This is a genomic window from Corallococcus sp. AB011P (assembly GCF_003611605.1).
GTDB classification, from domain to species: Bacteria; Myxococcota; Myxococcia; order Myxococcales; family Myxococcaceae; genus Corallococcus; species Corallococcus coralloides.
Window position 1 is genome coordinate 901,982 of sequence record NZ_RAVX01000003.1, and the last position, 20,117, is coordinate 922,098.

Here is a 20,117-nt window from a genome sequence, read left to right on the forward strand (position 1 = left end):
TCACTCCTGGCCCGCGTCGCGGAGCGCCTTCGCCAGCAGCTCGGCCACGGCCTGCACGGTGGGCTCGCGCAGCAGCGTGTGGTGGGTGCCCGGCAGTTCGTGCGATTCGAGCTGCTCGCCCACCAGCGCTGTCCAGCCGCCGTCGGGAGTGCGCGTCTCGTCCCGCTCCTCCGCGTGGATGCGCAGCACGTGCTGATCCATCGCGGGTGGGTGGTAGCGCCGGGCCGCTTCGAGGTTCGCCTCGAAGACCTCGAAGAGGGACATCGCGTCCAGTCCGGACGGCAGGGCTCCGGCCTGGGCCGCGGACTCCAGCACCTTGGTGAGTACCGCTTCGGGCTCCAGCACCGCCGTGTCCACGTCCAGGTCCGCCAGCGACACGCCCATCAGGTCCTGTGCGAACAGGCCCACCGCCAGCATGCGATCCAGGTTCGGCTCCGAGTCCGGCACCGCCTCCGGCACGTATGAGTCGATCATCGCCACCAACTCCACCGCTTCACCTGCTTCGCGGAGCTGGTACGCCATCTCGTAGGCGATGACGCCTCCCAGGGACCAACCGCCCAGGTGGTACGGGCCGTGGGGCTGGACGCCTCGCACCACGCGCACGTAGCTGGCGGCCAGGGCCTCCACGGTGTCCAGCGGCTGGTCCGTGCCGTCCAGGCCTCGCGCCTGGAGGCCGTAGAAGGGTTGATCCGGTCCCAGCCTGCGCGCGAGCTCCGCGTAGGCCAGCACGTTGCCTCCCACCGGGTGCACGCAGAAGAACGGCGGCGCGCTGCCCGTGCCTTCCTTCGTGAAGGGCACCAGCGGCGTGAAGGGTTTCGGCTCGGCCTCACCCAGCAGGACCGCGAACCGCTCCACGCTGGGGGCCTGGAAGAGCGCCGACAGCGGGAGCTTCCGCCCCGTCTCCCGGTGCACCGCCGCCATCAGCCGCACCGCCAGCAGCGAGTGCCCGCCCAGTTCGAAGAAGCTGGTGCGCACGTCCACGGTGGACACGCCCAGGGCTTCGGCCCAGAGACGCTCGAGCATCGCTTCCTGTTCGTCCCTGGGGCCGACCCTCGCTTCGGGGTTCGTGGCTTCATCCTCTGGAGCCGGCAGTGCCGCGCGGTCCACCTTGCCGTTGGGTGTCAGCGGCAGGACGGGCAGGGCGACGTAGGCCGCAGGGACCATGTAGTCCGGCAGCGAGCGCTGGAGGTGGCTTCGGAGCGGAGCGGTGTCCACCTCCGGCGCCACGTACGCCACCAGCCGCTGCACGCCCGGCACGTCCTCGCGCACCAGCACCATCGCGTCGCGGATGCCCTGGTGCGTGCGCAGCGCGGCCTCGATTTCGCCCGGCTCGATGCGGTAGCCGCGCAGCTTCACCTGGAAGTCCACGCGCCCCATGAAGTCCAGCGTGCCGTCCTGCTTCCAGCGGACCCGGTCGCCCGTGCGGTACAGGCGGGCTCCGCGCTCCGTGCTGAACGGATGGGGGAGGAAGCGCTCCGCCGTGAGGTCCGGCCTGTTGCGGTAGCCGCGCGCCAGGCCTTCGCCTGCGATGAACAGCTCTCCCGGCACTCCCACGGACACGGGGTTCAGGTTCGCGTCCAGCACGTACACGCCCACGTTGAGCATGGGCCGGCCGATGACGGGCGTGGGCTGCGCCGCGCCCTGGATGCACTCGGTGGTGGACGCCACGGTGCCCTCGGTGGGGCCGTAGGCGTTGTAGCCCCTCGTGCGGTCCGTGGCCGCGAGCGTGCGCCACGTCACCTCGTCCATCGCCTCACCGGCGATGAGGCTGATGGCCGGCACGTGGGACTGCTCCAGGAAGCCCGCCTCCAGCAGCAGCTTGAACAGCGACGGCGTGCAGTCCAGCGCGTCGATGCGCCGCTGCTCCACCCACGCGAGCATCGCCTCCGGATCCTGCCGCACGGCTTCCGGGACGATGCACAGGCAGTGACCGTCCGCCATCAACAGCAATTGCGGCACGGATGCGTCGAAGTAGAGCGGCCCGTTGAGGCTCACCCGCATCACCTTCGGCGCCTGCGTGTAGCAGGCCTCCGTCATCGAACGATGCAGGTGCGCCAGCGAGCGGTGCTGGATCATCACGCCCTTGGGCGTGCCCGTGGAACCCGACGTGTAGATGACGTAGGCCAGGTGCTCCGGCCGCGTGGCCACTCGCGGGTTGCCCGGCGAGGACGCTTCGATGCGCCGCGCGTCCGCGTCCAGCCGTACCACGTGCCGCACCGCCGGCGGCCAAGACTCCAACTGGGCCTGGGTGGTCAGCAGCACGGCCGCGCCGCTGTTCTCCAGGATGAAGGCCCTTCGCGCTTCGGGGGCCGCGGGGTCGAGCGGCACGTACGCGCCGCCCGCCTTGAGGATGCCCAGGAGGGAGACAATGGCCTCCGGCGAGCGCTCCAGGCAGAAGGCCACCGGCACCTCCGGGCCCACGCCCAGCGAGCGCAGGTAGTGCGCCAGCTGGTTCGCGCGCACGTTGAGCTGGTGGAAGGACACAGTCGTGTCGCCCATCACCACGGCGGGCGCCTTCGGCGTGCGCGTCACCTGCTGTTCGAAGCGTGCGTGGAAGGGCAGGTCCGCCTCGAAGGGGGCGGTCTCTCCGCTCCACTCCTCCAGCACCCACTGACGCTCCTCCGCCGTCAGCAGGGGCAGGGTGTCCAGTGCGGCGTCGGGCTTCGCGACCGCGCCCTCCAGCAGTTGGACCAGGTGCTCGGACAGCCCGCGGGCCGTGGCGGGTTCGAAGAGGTCCGTGGCGTAGGAGAGGTCGCCCTCGAAGCCTCGCTCCGTGCGGCTCAGCGTCAGGTCCAGGTCGAACTTCGTCGTGGGCAGGTCCACCTCCACCGGCCGCAGCGTCAGCTCCGGCAGGCGCACCTCCGCGTCCGGCATGTTCTGGAGCACGAAGAGGGCCTGGACTAGCGGCGTGCGCGACAGGTCGCGCGTGGGCTGCACGGCTTCCACCAACCGCTCGAAGGGGATGTCCTGATGCTCGTACGCGCCCAGCGTGGTGGTGCGCACCTGCGCGAGCAGCCTCCGGAACGACGGACGACCGTCGAACCGGGCGCGCAGCACCAGCGTGTTCACGAAGAAGCCGATGAGGCCCTCCGTCTCCGCGTGGCGCCGGCCCGCGATGGACGTGCCCACCAGCAGGTCCTCCTGCCCGGAGTACCGGTGCAGCAGCGTCTGGAACGCCGCGAGCAGCACCATGAAGGGCGTGGCACCCTCCGCCTGGGCCAGCGCATCCACCGCTTCGCTCAACGACTGCGACAGGCGCACCGGGAACGTCGCGCCCCTGGCCGAACGCTGGGGTGGACGCGGCTTGTCGGTAGGCAGGGCCAGCGCCTGCGGGGCTCCGGCCAGCTGCTGCGTCCACCAGCCAAGCTGCGCGTCCAGCACTTCGCCCTGGAGCCAGCCGCGCTGCCAGACGGCGAAGTCCGGGTACTGCACCGGCAACGGGGCCAGCGGCGAGGGCTGACCCTGCCGGAAGGCCTCGTAGAGCGCGGTGACTTCGCGCACCAGGATGCCCATGGACCAGCCGTCGCCGATGGCGTGGTGCATGCACAACAGCAGCACGTGCTCCTCTTCGCCCAGCTTCAGCAGCGTGAGGCGCGCGAGCGGACCCACGGCGAGGTCGAAGGGCTTCAGCGCGTCCTCGCTCGCGAGCCGCACGGCCTCTGCTTCCCTCGCGTCGTCGGGCAGGCCCGTCAGATCCACCACCGACAGGACTCCGGAGGGGGCGGGGTGCACGTGCTGGCGGGGTTCACCGTCGTGGGACTCGAAGGTGGTGCGCAGCGCTTCGTGGCGCTGCACCAGGGCGTCGAAGGCCTGCTGGAGCGCGAGCACGTCCACCGCGCCGGAGAGGCGCAGCGCCGTGGGCATGTTGTAGAGCGCGCTGCCCGGGTCGAGCTGATCGATGAACCACAGCCGCTGCTGCGCGAACGACAGCGGATGCGGACCGGGGCTCGTCGCGGGACGCAGCGGCGGCAGGGCGCTGGCTTCCGGCGCGTCTGGCAGCCGCTGGGCGAGCGCCGCCACGGTGGGGGACTCGAACAGCGCCCGGACGCCCACGTCCACGCCGAAACGGGCGCGGATGCGGGAGACCAGCTGTGTGGCCAACAGCGAGTGGCCGCCCAGCTCGAAGAAGTGGTCGTTGCGGCCAACCACGGGCACGTTCAACAGCTCCTCCCACAGCGAGGCCAGGGCCACCTCCGCGGGCGTCGCCGGGGCCTCGTACGAGCGCGCCGCACGCCACTGCGCCTCCGGCGAGGGCAGCGACTTGCGGTCCACCTTGCCGTTGGGTGTCAGCGGCAGGACGGGCAGGGTGACGAAGGCCGACGGCACCATGTACTCGGGCAGGTGACGGCGCAGGTGCTCTCGCAGCACCTCCGTGTCGCCGTCCGTCACCACGTAGGCCACGAGCCGCGCGTCGCCCGGCGTGTCCTCCCGGACCAGGGCCACCGCGTCCCGGACTCCGGCGTGCATGCGCAGCGTGGCTTCGATTTCGCCCAGCTCGATTCGGTAGCCGCGCAGCTTCACCTGGAAGTCCATGCGGCCCAGGAACTCCAACGTCCCGTCCGGCCGCCAGCGGCCCCTGTCGCCCGTGCGGTAGAGGCGGGCTCCGGGCTCCGCGCTGAAGGGGTCTGGCATGAAGCGCTCGGCCGTCAGGTCCGGCCGGCCCAGGTAACCTCGCGTGACGCTCTCGCCTGAGAAGCACAACTCTCCCGGCGTGCCGATGGGCACCAGCCGCTGCCGTGCGTCGAGCACGTACGCGTTCAGGTTCGCCAGCGGCCGCCCGATGACGGGCTCCGTCCGGGGACTGCCCTGGATGGGGGCGCCCGTCGTACCGACCGTGCACTCCGTGGGACCGTAGCCGTTGAAGGCGCGCGTGCGGTCCGTCGCCGCGAGCCGCCGCCACGTCTCCACGTCCAGCGCGTCGCCGCCCGTCAGGATGACCGGCGGCACCCAGGCCCGCTCCAGCAGACCGGCCGCCAGGAGCGGCTTGAGCTGCGCGGGCGTGCAGTCCAGTGCGTCGATGCGGTGCTGCTCCAGCCACGCGAGCATCGCCTCCGGATCCAGACGCAGCGCGTCCGGGACGACGTGGAGGCAGTGCCCGTCGATGAGGTGGACCACGCGCTCGATCACCGCGTCGAAGTACAGCGGCGCGTTGACGCTGATGCGCTGTCCACGCGGCTGGCCCGCGTAGAACGCGCGGCCCATGGCCCGGTGCATGTTGAGCACGGAGCGGTGCTGCACCATCACGCCCTTGGGCTTGCCCGTGGAGCCGGACGTGTACAGCACGTACGCCAGGTGCTCCGGGCCCGTCAGGGCGGGCAGGGGCTCATGCGAGAGGGCACCCAGGCCGGTCTGCTCCACGTCCAGCCAGACCTCCTGGACGCCGTAGGGGCTCCAGTCCCCGCACGCAGCCTCCGTCGTGACGAGCACGGCCGCGGCGCTGTCCTTCAGCACGAAGTCCCTGCGCGCGGGTGGGGCTCCGGGGTCCAGCGGGACGAAGGCCCCGCCCGCCTTGAGCACCGCGAGGAGCGCGACGATGGACTCCACCGAACGCTCCAGGCACAGCGCCACCCGCACCTCCGGGCCCACCCCCATGGAGCGCAGCCGCCACGCGAGCTGGTTCGCCCGCGTGTCGAGCTGCCGGTACGTCAACGCCGTCTCCCCGAACACCACGGCTGGGGCATCTGGCGTTCGCGCCACCTGCCGCTCGATGAGGCCGTGCAGCGTGGCGTCGCGCTCGAAGTCGAGCAGCTCACCGCCGCCCATGCGCACCAGTCGCACCAGCTCCTCCGGCGACACGAGCGACACGTCCGCCAGCGGCAGGTCCGGCGCGTCGCAGACGGCCTCCAGCAGGCGGCGCAGGTGCGCGGCGAACCGCTCGATGGTGCCCGCGTCGAACAGGTCCGCGGAGTAGTGGAAGCGGCCCTCGTAGCCGTCCTGGGTGCGGTTCAGATCCAGCGCCAGCTCGAACTGGGACGGGGCGTTGCCCTCGAAATGAGCCGGGGCCACCGTGAGGCCTGGCACGGCCAGCTCCGGCACCGGGGCGTTCTGGAGCGCGAACATCGCCTGGAAGAGCGGTGTGCGGCCCAGGTCACGGTCGGGTTGGAGCGCTTCCACCAGGTGTTCGAACGGGATGTCCTGGTGCTCGTACGCGCCCAGCGTGGTGGCGCGCACCTGCGACAGCAGCTCGCGGAACGTCGTCTTCGCACCGAAGCGGCCACGCAGCACCAGCATGTTCACGAAGAAGCCGATGAGGCCCTCCGTCTCCGCGTGCCGGCGGTTCGCGATGGGCGAGCCCACCAACACATCGTCCTGCCCGGACATGCGCGACAGCACGGCCTGGAACGCCGCAAGCAGCGCCATGAAGGGCGTGGCGCCTTCGGCCTGGGCCAGCGCGTCCACACGCTCGCTCAGGACTCGCGGCAGCGTGACTCGGACCAGTCCGCCTCGCTGTGTGGATGTCGCGGTCCTTGGCCGGTCCGTGGGCACGTCCAGCACGAAGGGCGCTCCGGACAACTGGTTCTTCCACCACTCGACCTGCGCCTGGAGCACGCCGCCCTGGAGCCAGCCGCGCTGCCAGACAGCGTAGTCCGCATACTGCACCGGCAGTTCCGGCAGGGTGGCGGAACGACCCGCGCGCCGGGCCTCGTAGAGGGCCGTGAGCTCCCGCACGAGGATGCCCAGCGACCAACCGTCGGACACGATGTGGTGCAGGTGCAGCACCAGCACGTGCTCCCGTTCATCCAGCTTCATCAGCAGCGCGCGGATCACCGGCCCGCGCGTCAGGTCGAACGGGCGCAGCGTCTCCGCATGGCCCAGGCGCTGGGCTTCGGCCTGCTTCGCGGCGCGGCTGCCCAGGATCGTCAGGTCCACCAGCTCCAGGGGGACGTGGGCGTCCGGGCGGATGTCCTGCACGGGCTTGCCTGCCTCCATGCGGAACGTGGTGCGCAGGGATTCATGCCGCGCCATCAGCGCGTCCAGGCTTCCGCGCAGTGCTTCCACGTCCAGCTCGCCCGTGAGGCTCAGCGCCAGCGGCATGTTGTAGAGCGGGCTGCCCGGCTCCAACTGGTCGACGAACCACAGCCGCTGCTGCGCGAACGACAGCGGCGGGGCGGAGGTCCTCTCTGCACGGACCAGCGGCGGCGCCTGGGTGCGGCGCGCGTTCACCAGTCGCTCCGCCAGCGACGCCACCGTGGGCGCGCGGAACAGCTCGCCCAGCGGCAGCTCCACGCCCAGCGTCGACCGGATGCGAGACACCACCTGCGTGGCCAGCAGCGAGTGCCCACCCAGCTCGAAGAAGTCGCCGTGGATGTCCACGGTGTCCAGGTGCAGCACCTCCGCCCAGATGCCCGCGAGAGCCTTCTCTAGCTCGCTCCGAGGCGCGGCGGTGGCGCTGTCCGTGGCACGGGCCTGGGGCGCGGGCAGGGCCTTGCGGTCCACCTTGCCGTGCGAACTCAGGGGCAGCTTGGGCAGCACCACGATGGCGGACGGCACCATGTAGTCCGGCAGCTGCTTCTGCACGGACGCCCGCAGTGCTCCCGTGTCCACGCCTTCGTCTTCACCGCTCACGACGTAGGCCACGAGGCGCTTGTCGCCCGGCACGTCCTCGCGCACCACGACCACCGCCTCCTGGACTTCGGGCGACTGGCGCAGCACGGCTTCGATTTCGCCCGGCTCCACGCGGAAGCCTCGCAGCTTCACCTGGAAGTCGGTGCGGCCCAGGAACTCCAACGTCCCGTCGCGCTGCCAGCGCACGCGGTCGCCCGTGTCGTAGAGGCGTGCCCCTGGCTCGCTGGCGAAGGGGTGGGGGATGAAGCGTTCGGCGGTGAGGTCCGGGCGCTGGAGGTAGCCCCAGGCCAGTCCGTCTCCGCCCACGTACAGCGTGCCCGGCACACCCGGCGGCACGGGCTGGAGCGCCGCGTCCAGCACCCACGCCGTGGAGTTCGACAGCGGACGGCCGATGGGCACCGAGCGGCCCACGGTGTCCCCAGCGCGCAGCGTGTGCGTGGCGGAGAACGTGGTGTTCTCCGTGGGGCCGTAGCCGTTGACCAGCACGGCGCCCGGGGGCAGCCGCTTCAGGTGTTCGCGCACGCGCTCCACGGGCAGCACGTCGCCGCCCGCCAGCACCTGTTTCACCCGGGCCAGCGCTTCACCCTGGTGGATCACCATCTGCTCGAAGAGGGCCGCGGTGAGCCACAACGTGGTGATGCCTTCGCGGCGCAGCAGTGCTCCTGTCTCCTCCAGTGACAAGGCCTTGGGCGGCGCCAGCACCAGCGTCGCGCCGTTGAGCAACGCGCCCCAGACCTCCAGCGTGGACGCGTCGAACGCGATGGGTGCTAGTTGGAGGAAGACCTCCTCGGGTCCGAAGTGGATGAAGTCCGCGCCGCGCACCAGGCGCGTGATGCCCCGGTGCGGGACGCTCACGCCCTTGGGCCGGCCGGTGCTTCCCGACGTGAACATCACGTAGGCCAGCGCGTCGGCGGGCATGTTCAGGTCGAGTGGCGTCTCCGGCTGACGCGCGATCTGGGCTTCATCCGCGTCCAGCAGGACCTGGAGGTCCGTCACCTGGGGCAGCTCATCCGCCAGGGCCTCCTGCGTGACGAGCACGCTCACGCTGGCCGCCTGGAGCATCCAGGTGATGCGCTCCGCGGGGGTCTTCGCGTCCACCGGCACGTAGGCCGCGCCGGCCTTCAGGATGCCCAGCAGACCGGTGACGAGGTCGAACGACCGCTCCAGGCACAGGCCCACCCGGTGGCCGGGCCGCACGCCCTGGCGCCGCAGGTGGTGCGCGAGCTGGTTCGACGCGCGCTCCAGCGCCGCGTACGTGAGCGTCTCCCCTCCGGACTTCAGCGCGATGGCGTCCGGCGTGCGCGCGGCCTGCTCCGCGAAGAGGGCGCCCACGGACGCGTCGCGCGGGTAGTCCCGGGCGGTGTCGTTCCACCCGATGAGCAACCGCTGGCGCTCGGCGTCCGTGAGCCAGGGCAGCTGCCCCAGCCTCGTGTCGGGCGCCCGGACGGCGGCCTCCAGCAGCACGCGGAGGTGCTCCGCCATTCCGGCCGCGGTGGCCGGTTCGAAGAGGTCCTGGTTGAAGACGAGCCCGCCGTCGAAGCCGTCCGGCGTGCGCATCATCAGCCACTGGAGGTCGAAGAGGATGACGTCCGGGGTGGACTCCAGCGGGCGCAGCGTCAGCCCCGGCAGGGACAGCTCCGGCAGGGGCGCGTTCTGGAGCGTGAAGGTCACCTGGAATAGCGGCGTGCGGCCCAGGTCTCGCTCCGGGTGGAGCACCTCCACCAGCTTCTCGAACGGCAGGTCCTGGTGCTCGTACGCGCCCAGCGTGGTGGCGCGCACCTGCTCCAGCAGCTCACGGAAGCGGAGCGTGTCGCGGACCCGCGTGCGCAGCACCACCGTGTTCGCGAAGTAGCCGATGAGTTCCTCGGCCTCCGCGTGACGGCGGCCCGCGATGGGCGACCCCACGAGCACGTCCTCCTGGCCCGCGTACCGGTGCAGCAGCAGCTGGAAGGCCGCGAGCAGCACCATGAAGGGCGTGGTGGAGGTCTGCTTCGCCAGTGACTCCAGCGCCTCGCTCAGCTCACGCGCCAGGGTCATGGGCTGCACGCCGGCCCGGAAGGACTGGCGCGCCGGACGCGGGTGGTCCGTGGGCAGCTCCAGGTAGGGCGCGGCGCCGTCCAGCTGCCCGCGCCAGTACTCCACCTGCGACTCCAGCACGTCGCCCTGGAGCCAGCCGCGCTGCCAGAGCGCGTGGTCGGCGGCCTGCACCGGCAGCTCCGGCAGCGGAGAGGACTGCTCCGCGGAGAACGCCGCGTAGAGCGCGCCCATCTCCCGCACCAGCACGCCGGTGGACCAGCCGTCGGAGATGATGTGGTGCGTGTTGAGCAGCAACCGGTGTTTCGTGGGCCCCAGCTTCATCAGGAGCCCCCGGAACAGCGGGCCCTGCTCCAGGTCGAACGGGGCGCGGGCCTCCTCCAGCGCCAGCCGCGACACCTCCGCTTCGCGCGCCTCCTCCGTCGGCAGCGCGGACAGATCCACGTTCCGCAGGGGCATGGGGAAGGGCGGATGGATGACCTGCGACGGCGTGCCCTCGTGCGAACGGAAGGTCGTGCGCAGCGCTTCGTGGCGGCGCACCAGTTCGTCGAACGCGGCCAGCATCACGATGATGTCCAGCGTGCCTTCCAGCTCCAGCATGCTCGGGAGGCTGTAGGCATTGCCCGCCGTGCCCAACTGCTCGATGAACCAGAGCCGCTGCTGCGCGAACGACAGGGGCAGCACGTCCGGCCGCTCCGCGCGGACCAGCGAGGGCAGGGCGGACGCGGGGACTTCGCGGGCCTCGGATGCGGGCTGCTGGAGGGCGTCGATGCGCTCGGCCAGCGCCGCGACCGTGGGCCCTTCCATCAGGGCGCGCAGGGGCAGCTCCACGCCGAAGTGCTTGCGCACGCGCGACACCAGCTGCGTGGCCAGCAGCGAGTGGCCGCCCAGCTCGAAGAAGCCGTCGTGGCGTCCCACGGCGGGGACGCGCAGCACCTCGATCCACAGCGGGATCAGCGCCGCCTCGGTGGGCGTCGCGGGCGGTTCGATGACGCGCTCCGTGGCGGGCGCGGCGGCCGGTGCCGGCAGCGCCTTGCGGTCCACCTTGCCGTTGGGCGTCAGCGGCAGGACGTCCAGCGTGATGAACACGGCGGGCACCATGTACTCCGGCAGGTGACGGAGCAGGTGTTCACGCAGGGGCGACGTGTCCACTGGGGGCGCGACGTATGCCACCAGCCGGTCGTCGTGCACCTGCGCCACCGCGTCCCGGATGCCCGGGTGCGCGCGCAGCGTGGCTTCGATCTCACCCAGCTCGATGCGGTTGCCGCGCAGCTTCACCTGGAAGTCCAGGCGGCCCATGAAGTCGAGCGTGCCGTCCTCGCGCCAACGGGCCTTGTCCCCCGTGCGGTACATGCGCGCGCCCGGGTCCGTACCGAAGGGATCCGGCAGGAAGCGTTCGGCCGTGAGCGCGGGCTGGCCCAGGTAGCCGCGTGTGACGCCTTCACCGGAGAGGCACAGCTCGCCCGGCGTCCCGATGGGTGCCAGACGCAGGTTCGCGTCCAGCACGTAGGCGCGCAGGTTGGTTATCGGCCGGCCGATGACGGGCAACGGCTGGGGCGCGCCCTGGACGGCGATGGTCGTCGCGTCCACGGTGACCTCCGTGGGGCCGTAGCCGTTGTAGGCGCGTGCGTGCTTCGCCGCGGCGAGCTGCCGCCACGTCACCTCGTCCATCGCCTCGCCGCCGATGGAGAACCGGACGGGGCCATGGGCGCGCTCCAGCATTCCCGCGGACAGCAGGAGCTTGATCTGCGACGGCGTGCCGTCCAGCAGGTGGATGCGCTGACGCTCCATCCAATCGAGCATGGCCTCCGGGTCCAGGCGCACGTCCTCCGGGACGAGGACCAGGCAGTGGCCGTCCAGCAGCTGGATCACCTGTTCGATGGCGGCGTCGAAGTACAGCGGCGCGTTCACGGTGATGCGCTGAGCGCGGGGCAGTTCCTCGTAGATGCTCCGCGTCATCGCCAGGTGCAGGTGGATCACCGAGCGGTGCTGCACCATCACGCCCTTGGGCGTGCCCGTAGAGCCGGACGTGTAGATGACGTAGGCGAGGTTCCCCGGACCCGCCGCTGGCGGCAGGTTGTCCGAAAACCTGTCCGACTGTCCGACAGGTTCGGTGTCCCCCGGGGCCTGCCCGGCCTCCGCGAACCTGTCCGACTGTCCGACAGGTTTTGCGTCCAGCCGCACCAGGTGGGGCACCTCCGGGTGCCACGCTTCTTGCAGTGCCTGCGTCGTCGTCACCAGCACGCTCGCGCCACTGTCTTTGAGCACGAACGACTTGCGTGCCGCCGGAGCCTTGGGGTCCAGCGGCACGAAGGCGCCTCCGGCCTTGAGCACCGCGAGCAGCGCGACGATGGCCTCCACCGACCGCTCCAGGCACAGGCCGACCGTGACTTCGGGGCCCACGCCCAGCGATCGCAGGTGCCATGCGAGCCGGTTGGCCCGCGCGTTGAGCTGCTGGAAGGACAGCGTCGCTTCCTCGAACACCAGGGCGTCCGCATCTGGCGTCTCGGCGGCCTGCCGTTCGAAGCGCGCGTGCACCGTGGTCTCGCGATCGAAGTCCACGACGTCGCCGGTGCCGGTGCGCAGCAGCCAGGCGCGGTCCTCGGCGGGGAGGAGGGACACGTCCGTCAGCCGGGCCCCGGGCTGGATGAGGGATTCCAGCGCCTGACTCCACTGGCCCAGCACGCGCTGCACTGCGGCCGCGTCGAAGCGGGTCTCGTCGTAGGACAGGTTCAGCTGGAGCTCACGGCCCGGGTACACCGTGGCCGACAGCGGGTAGTTCGTGCTCTCGCCGATGACAAAGTCGCGCAGATCCAGCGCCGTGGAGCGGCGCAGCACCGATTCGTCGAGGGGGGCGTTCTCGAAGACGAGCAGCGACTGGAAGAGCGGCAGGCCCCGGGGGATGTCGCTCCAGCCGTGCGCGGCGACCAGCGGCGTGTGCTGGTGCTGCTGGATGTCCAACAGCTTCGCCTGGAGGGACTGGAGCCACGACAGCACGGGCGCGTCCTCGTCGGGGAGCGCGACGCGAACCGGCAGCGTGCTGATGAGCAGGCCCAGCATGGCCTCCGAGCCCGCGAGCTCCGGCGGCCGACCCGCGAACGTGGTGCCGAAGAGCACATCGCGCGTGTCCGCGTGGCGCGCCAGCACCAGGGCCCAGGCCGCCTGCGTCAGCGTGTTGACCGTGAGCCGGTGCTGCCGGGCGAAAGCTTCCAGCGCCGCGGTGCGGGCCTCCGGAAGGGTCAGCACCCGGTTGGGCTGATTCACCGTGCCGTCGGGGTGCGCGGACGGAGGGCGCATGGCCGGCAGGGGCGTGGGCGACGACAGGCCTCGCAGCTGGCCGCGCCAGAAGCGTTCGTCCTCGGCGATGTCGCGCTGGCCCAGCCACGCGATGTAGTCACGGAACGGCGGACGTCTGGCGGCGGGCAGCGGCATCCCGGCGGTCAGCGCGTCGTAGATGGCGAAGACCTCCTGGAAGAACAGGCCCAGGCTCCAGCCGTCGAACAGCAGGTGGTGGTGGCTCCAGACGAAACGCCACCGCGCGTCTCCCAGCCGCACCGCCGTCATGCGCGACAAGGGCGCACGCGACACGTCGAAGCCTCGCGCGCGATCCTCCGCCAACAGCCGCTCCAGCCCGGTCCGCTGCTCCGGCTCCGGCAGGTGGCGCCAGTCATGCGCTTCGAACGGCAGCACCGCGCGTGAATGCACCGCCTGTAGCGGCGACTCCAGGTCCTTCCACACGAAGGCCGTGCGCAGGATGGGGTTGCGGTCCACCGTCGTCTGCCACGTCCGCTGGAACAGCGCGAGGTCCACGTCCGAGTGGACCGACCACGCGGCCTGCTCGAAGTAGAAGCCCGCCTCCGGATCATTCAGCGCGTGGAAGAGCATGCCCTCCTGGAGCGCGGAGAGCGGGAACAGGTCCTCCACCGTGGGACCCTGCGCGGAGAGCACCGCGTCCAGCGAGGCCTGGGACAGGCGCGCCAGCGGGAAGTCGCTCGGCGTCCGCTTGCGCGCGTCCTCCGAGTGGCGCTGGGCGATGAGCTCGCGCAGTGCGCGCGTGAAGCCTTGGGCCAGGGCTTCGATGGTGGCGGCGTGATGCCACTCATGGCTGAAGCCGAAGTCCATCCGCAGCTGTCCGTCCACGACGAAGCCGTCGATGGACAGCGCGTGCGCGTGAAGGGCCTTGGGCGACACCGTCATCCCGGTGGGCTCGGTGCCCGGGGCGAAGAGGGTGCTGGCGCCGGTGGAACCGTCCTGCTGGCTCAGGCCGTTGAAGACCACCTGCGCGGACGGCAGGGCCGCGAGCCGCTGCCGGAGCTCCGCGGGCCCCATGAACCTCAGGAGGCCGTAGCCGATGCCGCGGTCGGGCCACGTGGACAGCGAATCGCGCACCGCGCGCAGGCAGTCTCCGGCCGATCCACCCTCCGGCAACTGGAGCAGGGCCGGTGTCAGTGACGTGAACCACCCCACGGTGCGGGACACGTCCGCGTCCGCGAAGAGCTCCTCGCGACCATGGCCCTCCAGGTCGATGAGCAGGCGCGACTGGCCCGTCCACTCGCGCAGGGCCAGGGCCAGGGCCGTCAGCAGGATGTCGTTGATCCGCGCCCGCCAGGCCCCCGGCGTCTCCTTGAGCAGCAGCCGGGTTTGCTCCGCTTCCAGCCGCACGGACACGGTGCGGTGCGAGCCCGCGGTGCCGGGCCCGGAGCCGTCGGTAGGCAACGGGGCCACATCCCGCCGGGCCTCGTCGAGCCAGAGGGACGTCTGGGCATGCAGGGCGTCGGACAGGGCGTGGGCTTCCAGCCTGCGGGCCCAGGCCAGGACGGAGGTCGTCTTCGCGGGAAGCGCGGGGGCCTGGCCCGCGCGCAGCCGCAGGTACGTCGTCTCCAGGTCCTCGACGAGCACACGCCAGGACACGCCGTCCACCACCAGGTGGTGGAGGATCAGCAGCAGGCGCTGCTCCTGTCCGGCGCCGAAGTGGAAGAGCGCGGCGCGCAGCAGGGGCGGCCCGGCCAGGTCGAACGAGGCCTGGAGGCGCTCGGCCTCCTCCTCCAGCCGCGCCGAGCGCATGTCCGCGGGCAGGCCGGACAGATCGAACTGGAGCAGGGAGACCCGGGCCTCGTCGGACGCGGCGTTCTGCTGGCGCCAGGCGCCGCCGTCCTCGCGCACGAAGCGCATGCGCAGGGCGTCGTGGTGGACCACCAGCGCCTGGAGCGCCTCTTCCACCCACGCCGCCTTCAACGGCTGGCGCGTCTGGAGCAGCAGCACCTGGTTGACGTGGTGGGCGTGCGAGGGGTCGCGCTCCAGCAGCTGGCGCTGGATGGGCGTGAGCGGCACCTCGCCCACCACCGGTCCCTGTTCCGCGAGGCGAACCCCGCTGACACGAGCCACGGAGGCCAGGGCCGCCAGCGTCGGGTGTTGGAACAGGTCGCGGACGGACAGCTGGATGCCGGCCTGCCGGGCCCTGGCGACGGCCTGGAGGCTGATGATGGAGTCGCCGCCCAGCTCGAAGAAGTTGTCATCGAGCCCCACGCGTTCGACGCGGAGCACCTGGGCCAGGACGTCTGAAAGCGTCCGCTCCAGCTCCGTGCGGGGCGCGGCGTACTCCCGCGTCGCGGCGCGCTGGACCTCCGGCGTGGGCAGGGCCTTGCGATCCACCTTGCCGCTGGAGGTCAACGGAAGTGCAGGCAAAGGGATGAAGATCGCGGGCACCATGTACTCCGGCAGCCGCCGCGACAGGAGGGTCCGCAGCGAGGCCAGATCCAGGTCCGCGCCCGAGACGACATAGGCGACCAGGCGCCGCGCACCGGGCGCGTCCTCGCGCACCACTGCCACGGCCTCCCGGACGTCATGGTGGGAGAGCAGCGTGGCTTCGATGTCGCCCAGCTCGATGCGGAAGCCTCGCAGCTTCACCTGGAAGTCCGCGCGGCCCAGGTACTCCAGCGTGCCGTCCATGCGCCACCGGGCGATGTCGCCCGTGCGGTACAGCCGGGCGCCGGGCGTGTCGCTGAAGCCGTCGGGGATGAAGCGCTCGGCGGTGAGCGAGGGGCGGCGCCAGTAGCCCCGGCCCACCTGTACTCCGCCGATGAAGAGCTCACCCGGGATGCCCACGGGCACCGGTTGGCCGTGGGCATCCAGGACGTGCATGCGCGTGTTGGCCACGGGCCGGCCGATGGGAACGACTCGCAGCGCTTCGTCGCGCGGGCACTCCCAGGACGTCACGTCCACGGCGGCCTCGGTGGGGCCGTAGAGGTTGTGCAGCGTGGTGCGCGGCAGGCGCGACTGGGCACGGAGCACCAGGTCCGCGGGCAGGGCTTCGCCGCTGCACATCACCTGGCGCAGGCGCGTCAGGGACTCCAGGCCGGGTTCCTCCACGAAGGCGCGCAGCATGGACGGCACGAAGTGCGTGGTCGTCACGCCCTCGCGCGCCATCAGCGCCACCAGGTAGTCCGGCTCCTGATGTCCGCCGGGCCGCGCGAGCACCAGCCGCGCGCCCGTCATCAGGGGCCAGAAGAACTCCCAGACGGACACGTCGAAGCTGAACGGCGTCTTCTGCAGCACCGTGTCCGACGGCGTCAGGCCGTAGCGCCCCTGCATCCAGCGCAGGCGGTTGACGACGCCCGCGTGCGCGTTCATCGCGCCCTTGGGACGGCCCGTGCTGCCAGACGTGAAGATGACGTAGGCGAGGGAGTCCTCACCGGCGAGCGGCGGAGGCCGGACGGTGGGCTCACGCTCGATGGCCTCCCACTGGGTGTCGAGCGCGATGACATGCGCGGCCTGTGGGGGCAGCGCGGTGTTGACGCCTTCGTGGGCATCTCGCGCGATGACGTGCGCGGCATTCGGAGGCAGCGCAGCGCGGAAGCGCTCTTGCACCAGGAGCACGGGCGCGGCGGTGCCCTCCAACATCCCGGCGAGCCGTTCCGCGGGCGTGGCCGGATCCAACGGCACGTAGGCCGCGCCGGACTTCAGGACGCCCAGGAGGGCGATGACCATCTCCAGCGAGCGCTTCATGCAGACGCCCACCAGGGTCTCCGGACCCGCGCCGCGCGCACGCAGGTGGTGCGCGAGCTGGTTGGCCCGGGCTTCGAGCTGCGCGTACGTGAGGCGCTGGTCCTCGAACTGGAGCGCGATGGCCTCCGGTGTGCGTTCAGCCTGGGACTCGAAGAGGTGGTGGAGCGTGGCGCCGGTGGGGAAGGCCACGCGCGTGTCGTTCCAGCCGTGCAGCACCTGCTCGCGCGCGGCCGGCGTGAGCAGCGACAGCGTCGCGACAGGTGCTTCCGGAGCCGCGACGATCTCCCTCGCGAGCACCACCAGGTGCTCCGCCATGCGCTCGACGGTGGCTGCGTCGAAGAGGGCGGTGGCGTACTCCAGGTGGCAGGCGATGCCCGTGCGGCTCTCCAGCACCTCCAGGGACAGGTCGAACTTGGCCGTGTCGGTGGGGACCTCCACCTGACTCAGCGCCAGCGACGGCAGCTGGCCCTTTGCCTCCGGCGTGTTGATCACGTTGAGGACGGCCTGGAAGACCGGCGTGCGGCTCAGGTCACGGGGAAGTTCGAGTGTCTCCAGGACTCGCTCGAACGGCGCGTCCTGGCGCGCGTAGGCCTCCAGGGCCTGGGTGCGCACGCGGCCCAGCAGCTCCACGAAGGACGGCTGGCCGGACAGCTTCGAACGGAAGGGCAGGGTGTTGATGAAGCAGCCCAGCAGCCATTCGACTTCCGGGCGCGTACGGCCCGCGATGGGCGTGCCCACCACGAAGTCGTCCTGCCCCGAGTAGCGTGACAGCAGCGTCTGGAAGAGCGCCATCATCACCATGAACGACGTGGCGCCGTTGCGGCGGCCCAGCGCCAGCAGCGGCGCGGACACGTCAGCGGGGAACGTGAAGCGGTACCGCGCGCCGTCGAAGGACTGGACGGCGGGACGTGGCCGGTCCGTGGGCAGCTCCAGCACGGGCGCTCCCGCCAACTGCTGCTTCCACCAGCCGAGCTGCGCCTCCATCACGCCGCCTTCCAGCCAGGCGCGCTGCCACACGGCGTAGTCCGCGTACTGCACCGGCAGCTCCGTCAGGGGCGATCGCTGGCCCGAGTGGAACGCGGCGTAGTTGGCCGTCAGCTCGTGCGCGACGACCATGTTGCACCACGCGTCGGATACGGCGTGGTGGAAGACGATCGCCAGCACGTGCACCTGGGGCTCCAGGCACAGCAGCGTCGCGCGCAGCACGGACTGCTCCAGGTCGAAGGGCAACAGCGCGTAGGCCCTGCAGAAGCGCTGCATCTCCGCCTCGCGGGCCTCCTCCGTGTCGCCCTCCACGTCGCGGCGCGGGAGCGGCAGGCCGCGCGGCGAGTGGATCTTCTGCACCGCGCGATCGCCTTCCAGTGCGTACGTGGTGCGCAGCACTTCATGCCGCGCCACCAGCGCGTCCAGCGCGGCCTGGAGCGCGTCCACGTCCAGCTCCCCGACGAGGCGGAAGAGCGACGGGTTGTTGTATGCGCCGCTGCCGGGCTCCAACTGCTGGAGGTACCAGAGGCGCTGCTGCGCGAAGGACACGGGCAGCGGCCGGTCTCGGCCCACGCGCGGAATGGGCGGCGGGCCCTCGTTCACGACTGGAGCGGCGGGACGCGCGGCGACGGGCGCCACGGCGGGACGCGGCGCTTCCACGACGGCCGGACGCGCCACGGGCGGAGGGGGGAGGCGGGACGGTGACGCCACGGGCTCCACGCGGCCATCCGCGCGCAACCGGGCATGGCGGCCGGTGCGGTACAGCCGCGCCGCGGCCTCGCGAGGATGCGGCACCAGGCGGCGGTCGCCGTCGCTCGCGCGCCACAGAGCCGTGGGGAGCCCCGCGCCCGCGAGGGCCAGTTCGCCCACCACACCCGCTGGCACGGGCTGACCGGCCGCGTCCAGCACCCAGGCCTGGAGGTTCGCGGGGATGCGTTCTCCCAGCGTGCGCGGCAGCAGCGCCCCTTCCTGGGCATCACCGGACAGCCACACCTCGACGCCCGCGGCCCGGTGCAGCGCCGCGCCCAGCTCCGCCGATGCGCCTTCCAACACCAGCGCGCCCACTCGGGCCAGGGACTCACGCGCTCCGGGCAGCTCGCTGAGCGAACGCGCCAGGCGGGCCGACGTGTGCAGCAGCACCGCGCCGGACTGGCGCGCCAGTTCCAGGAGTCCTTCGACGCCTGCCTCGGTCTCCACCAGCACCTGCTCCTGCCGGGCAGCGGCCTCCGCGTCCATGCGCTCGCGCACCACGGCCAGCCGGCGCAGGCCTTCCAGCACCACCGGCGTGTCCAGGCCGAAGTCGATGAGCGCCGCCACCTCGTCCACATCCGCCGCGCGCACGTCGCGCAGCCGTCGCACCGCGCCGTCCACCGTTCCCACGAGTCCCGTCGTCTTTGCGTGGTTCTCGAAGGTGTGCTCCAGCAGCGCGTCGATGTCTTCCGGCGACAGCTTCTGGATGTCACCCTGGTAACCCTGGGTGAGCAGCAGCGACGTGAGGATGTCCACCGAGCTGCGGAAGTACGCGAGCAGCGGCTTGCGCACGATGCGCAACACCTCCTGGTCGTCGTCGCCCAGGTACGTGTGCAGCATGCAGGTGATGTGGCCTCGGCCGGGGTGGCCGTTGCGGCGCCATGCCTCGCGGTACAGCGCCACCTTCGGCTTCAGTTCCTCCAGTGAGTGCGATAGCAGGCCCGTGAGCACGCCCGCGCCCAGCTCGCCCGCCATCCGGAAGGTCTCCGGGTTGGACGTGGCCGTGAGCCACACCGGCAGCTCCTTCTGCACGGGCTTCGGCCGCAGCGCTCCTTCCACCATGGTGCCCGCGCCGCCGGGGCGCTTGAAGCGCTCGCCGCGCCACAGCGCGCGCAGCGTGGACAGCTTCTCCAGGAGGATGTCGCGACGCTTCTCGAAGTTCGCCGGTGCGAAGGTGAAGTCCTGCGTGTGCCAGCCCGTGGCCACGGAGAGGCCCACTCGGCCCTGCGACACGTTGTCCACCACGGACCACTGCTCCGCGATGATGAGCGGATCATGCAGCGGCAGCACCACGCTGCCGGAGCGCACGTGCAGGTGCTTCGTGACGGCCGCGACCGCGGCGGAGATCACCGCGGGCTGCGGATACAGACCGCCGAACGAATGGAAGTGCCGCTCGGGCGTCCACACGGCGGAGAAGCCGTTCGCGTCCGCGAACTTCGCGCCCTCCATCAGCAGCTCGTACTTCGGCCCCTGGAGCGAGTCCTCGTCGTTGGCGAAGTAGATGAGGCTCAGGTCCATCGCCTTCGCGCGAGGCCCGCCGCCGCCCAGGCTCACCAGCCGCGCGGTGATGCGCTCCGGCGGGTACACCACGCGCAGGCCACGCGTGAGCGCCCATAGGGCCTCCAGCTCCGGACGATCCGCGGAGGCCTCGCTCGCGGACAGCCACGCGCCGCCATCTGGCGGAGACAGCCGCGCGTCCAGGCCGGTGAAGAACTCCGACAGCTCGCGGTGCCCCAGCGCCCAGGCGGGTTGTCCGGAGCCCGTGGGCAGCAGCCACG

1 protein-coding gene (cut by a window edge) is annotated in these 20,117 nt (G+C 71.5%); it reads right to left on the reverse strand.

The annotated features are described in order from the left end of the window. Positions 1-20,117 carry part of the coding region annotated (locus tag D7X30_RS13305) for a non-ribosomal peptide synthase/polyketide synthase (RefSeq protein ID WP_120563253.1) on the reverse strand (this coding region is incomplete at its 5' end). Its footprint extends 15,600 nt past the window's final position, so 20,117 of the 35,717 annotated nt are shown.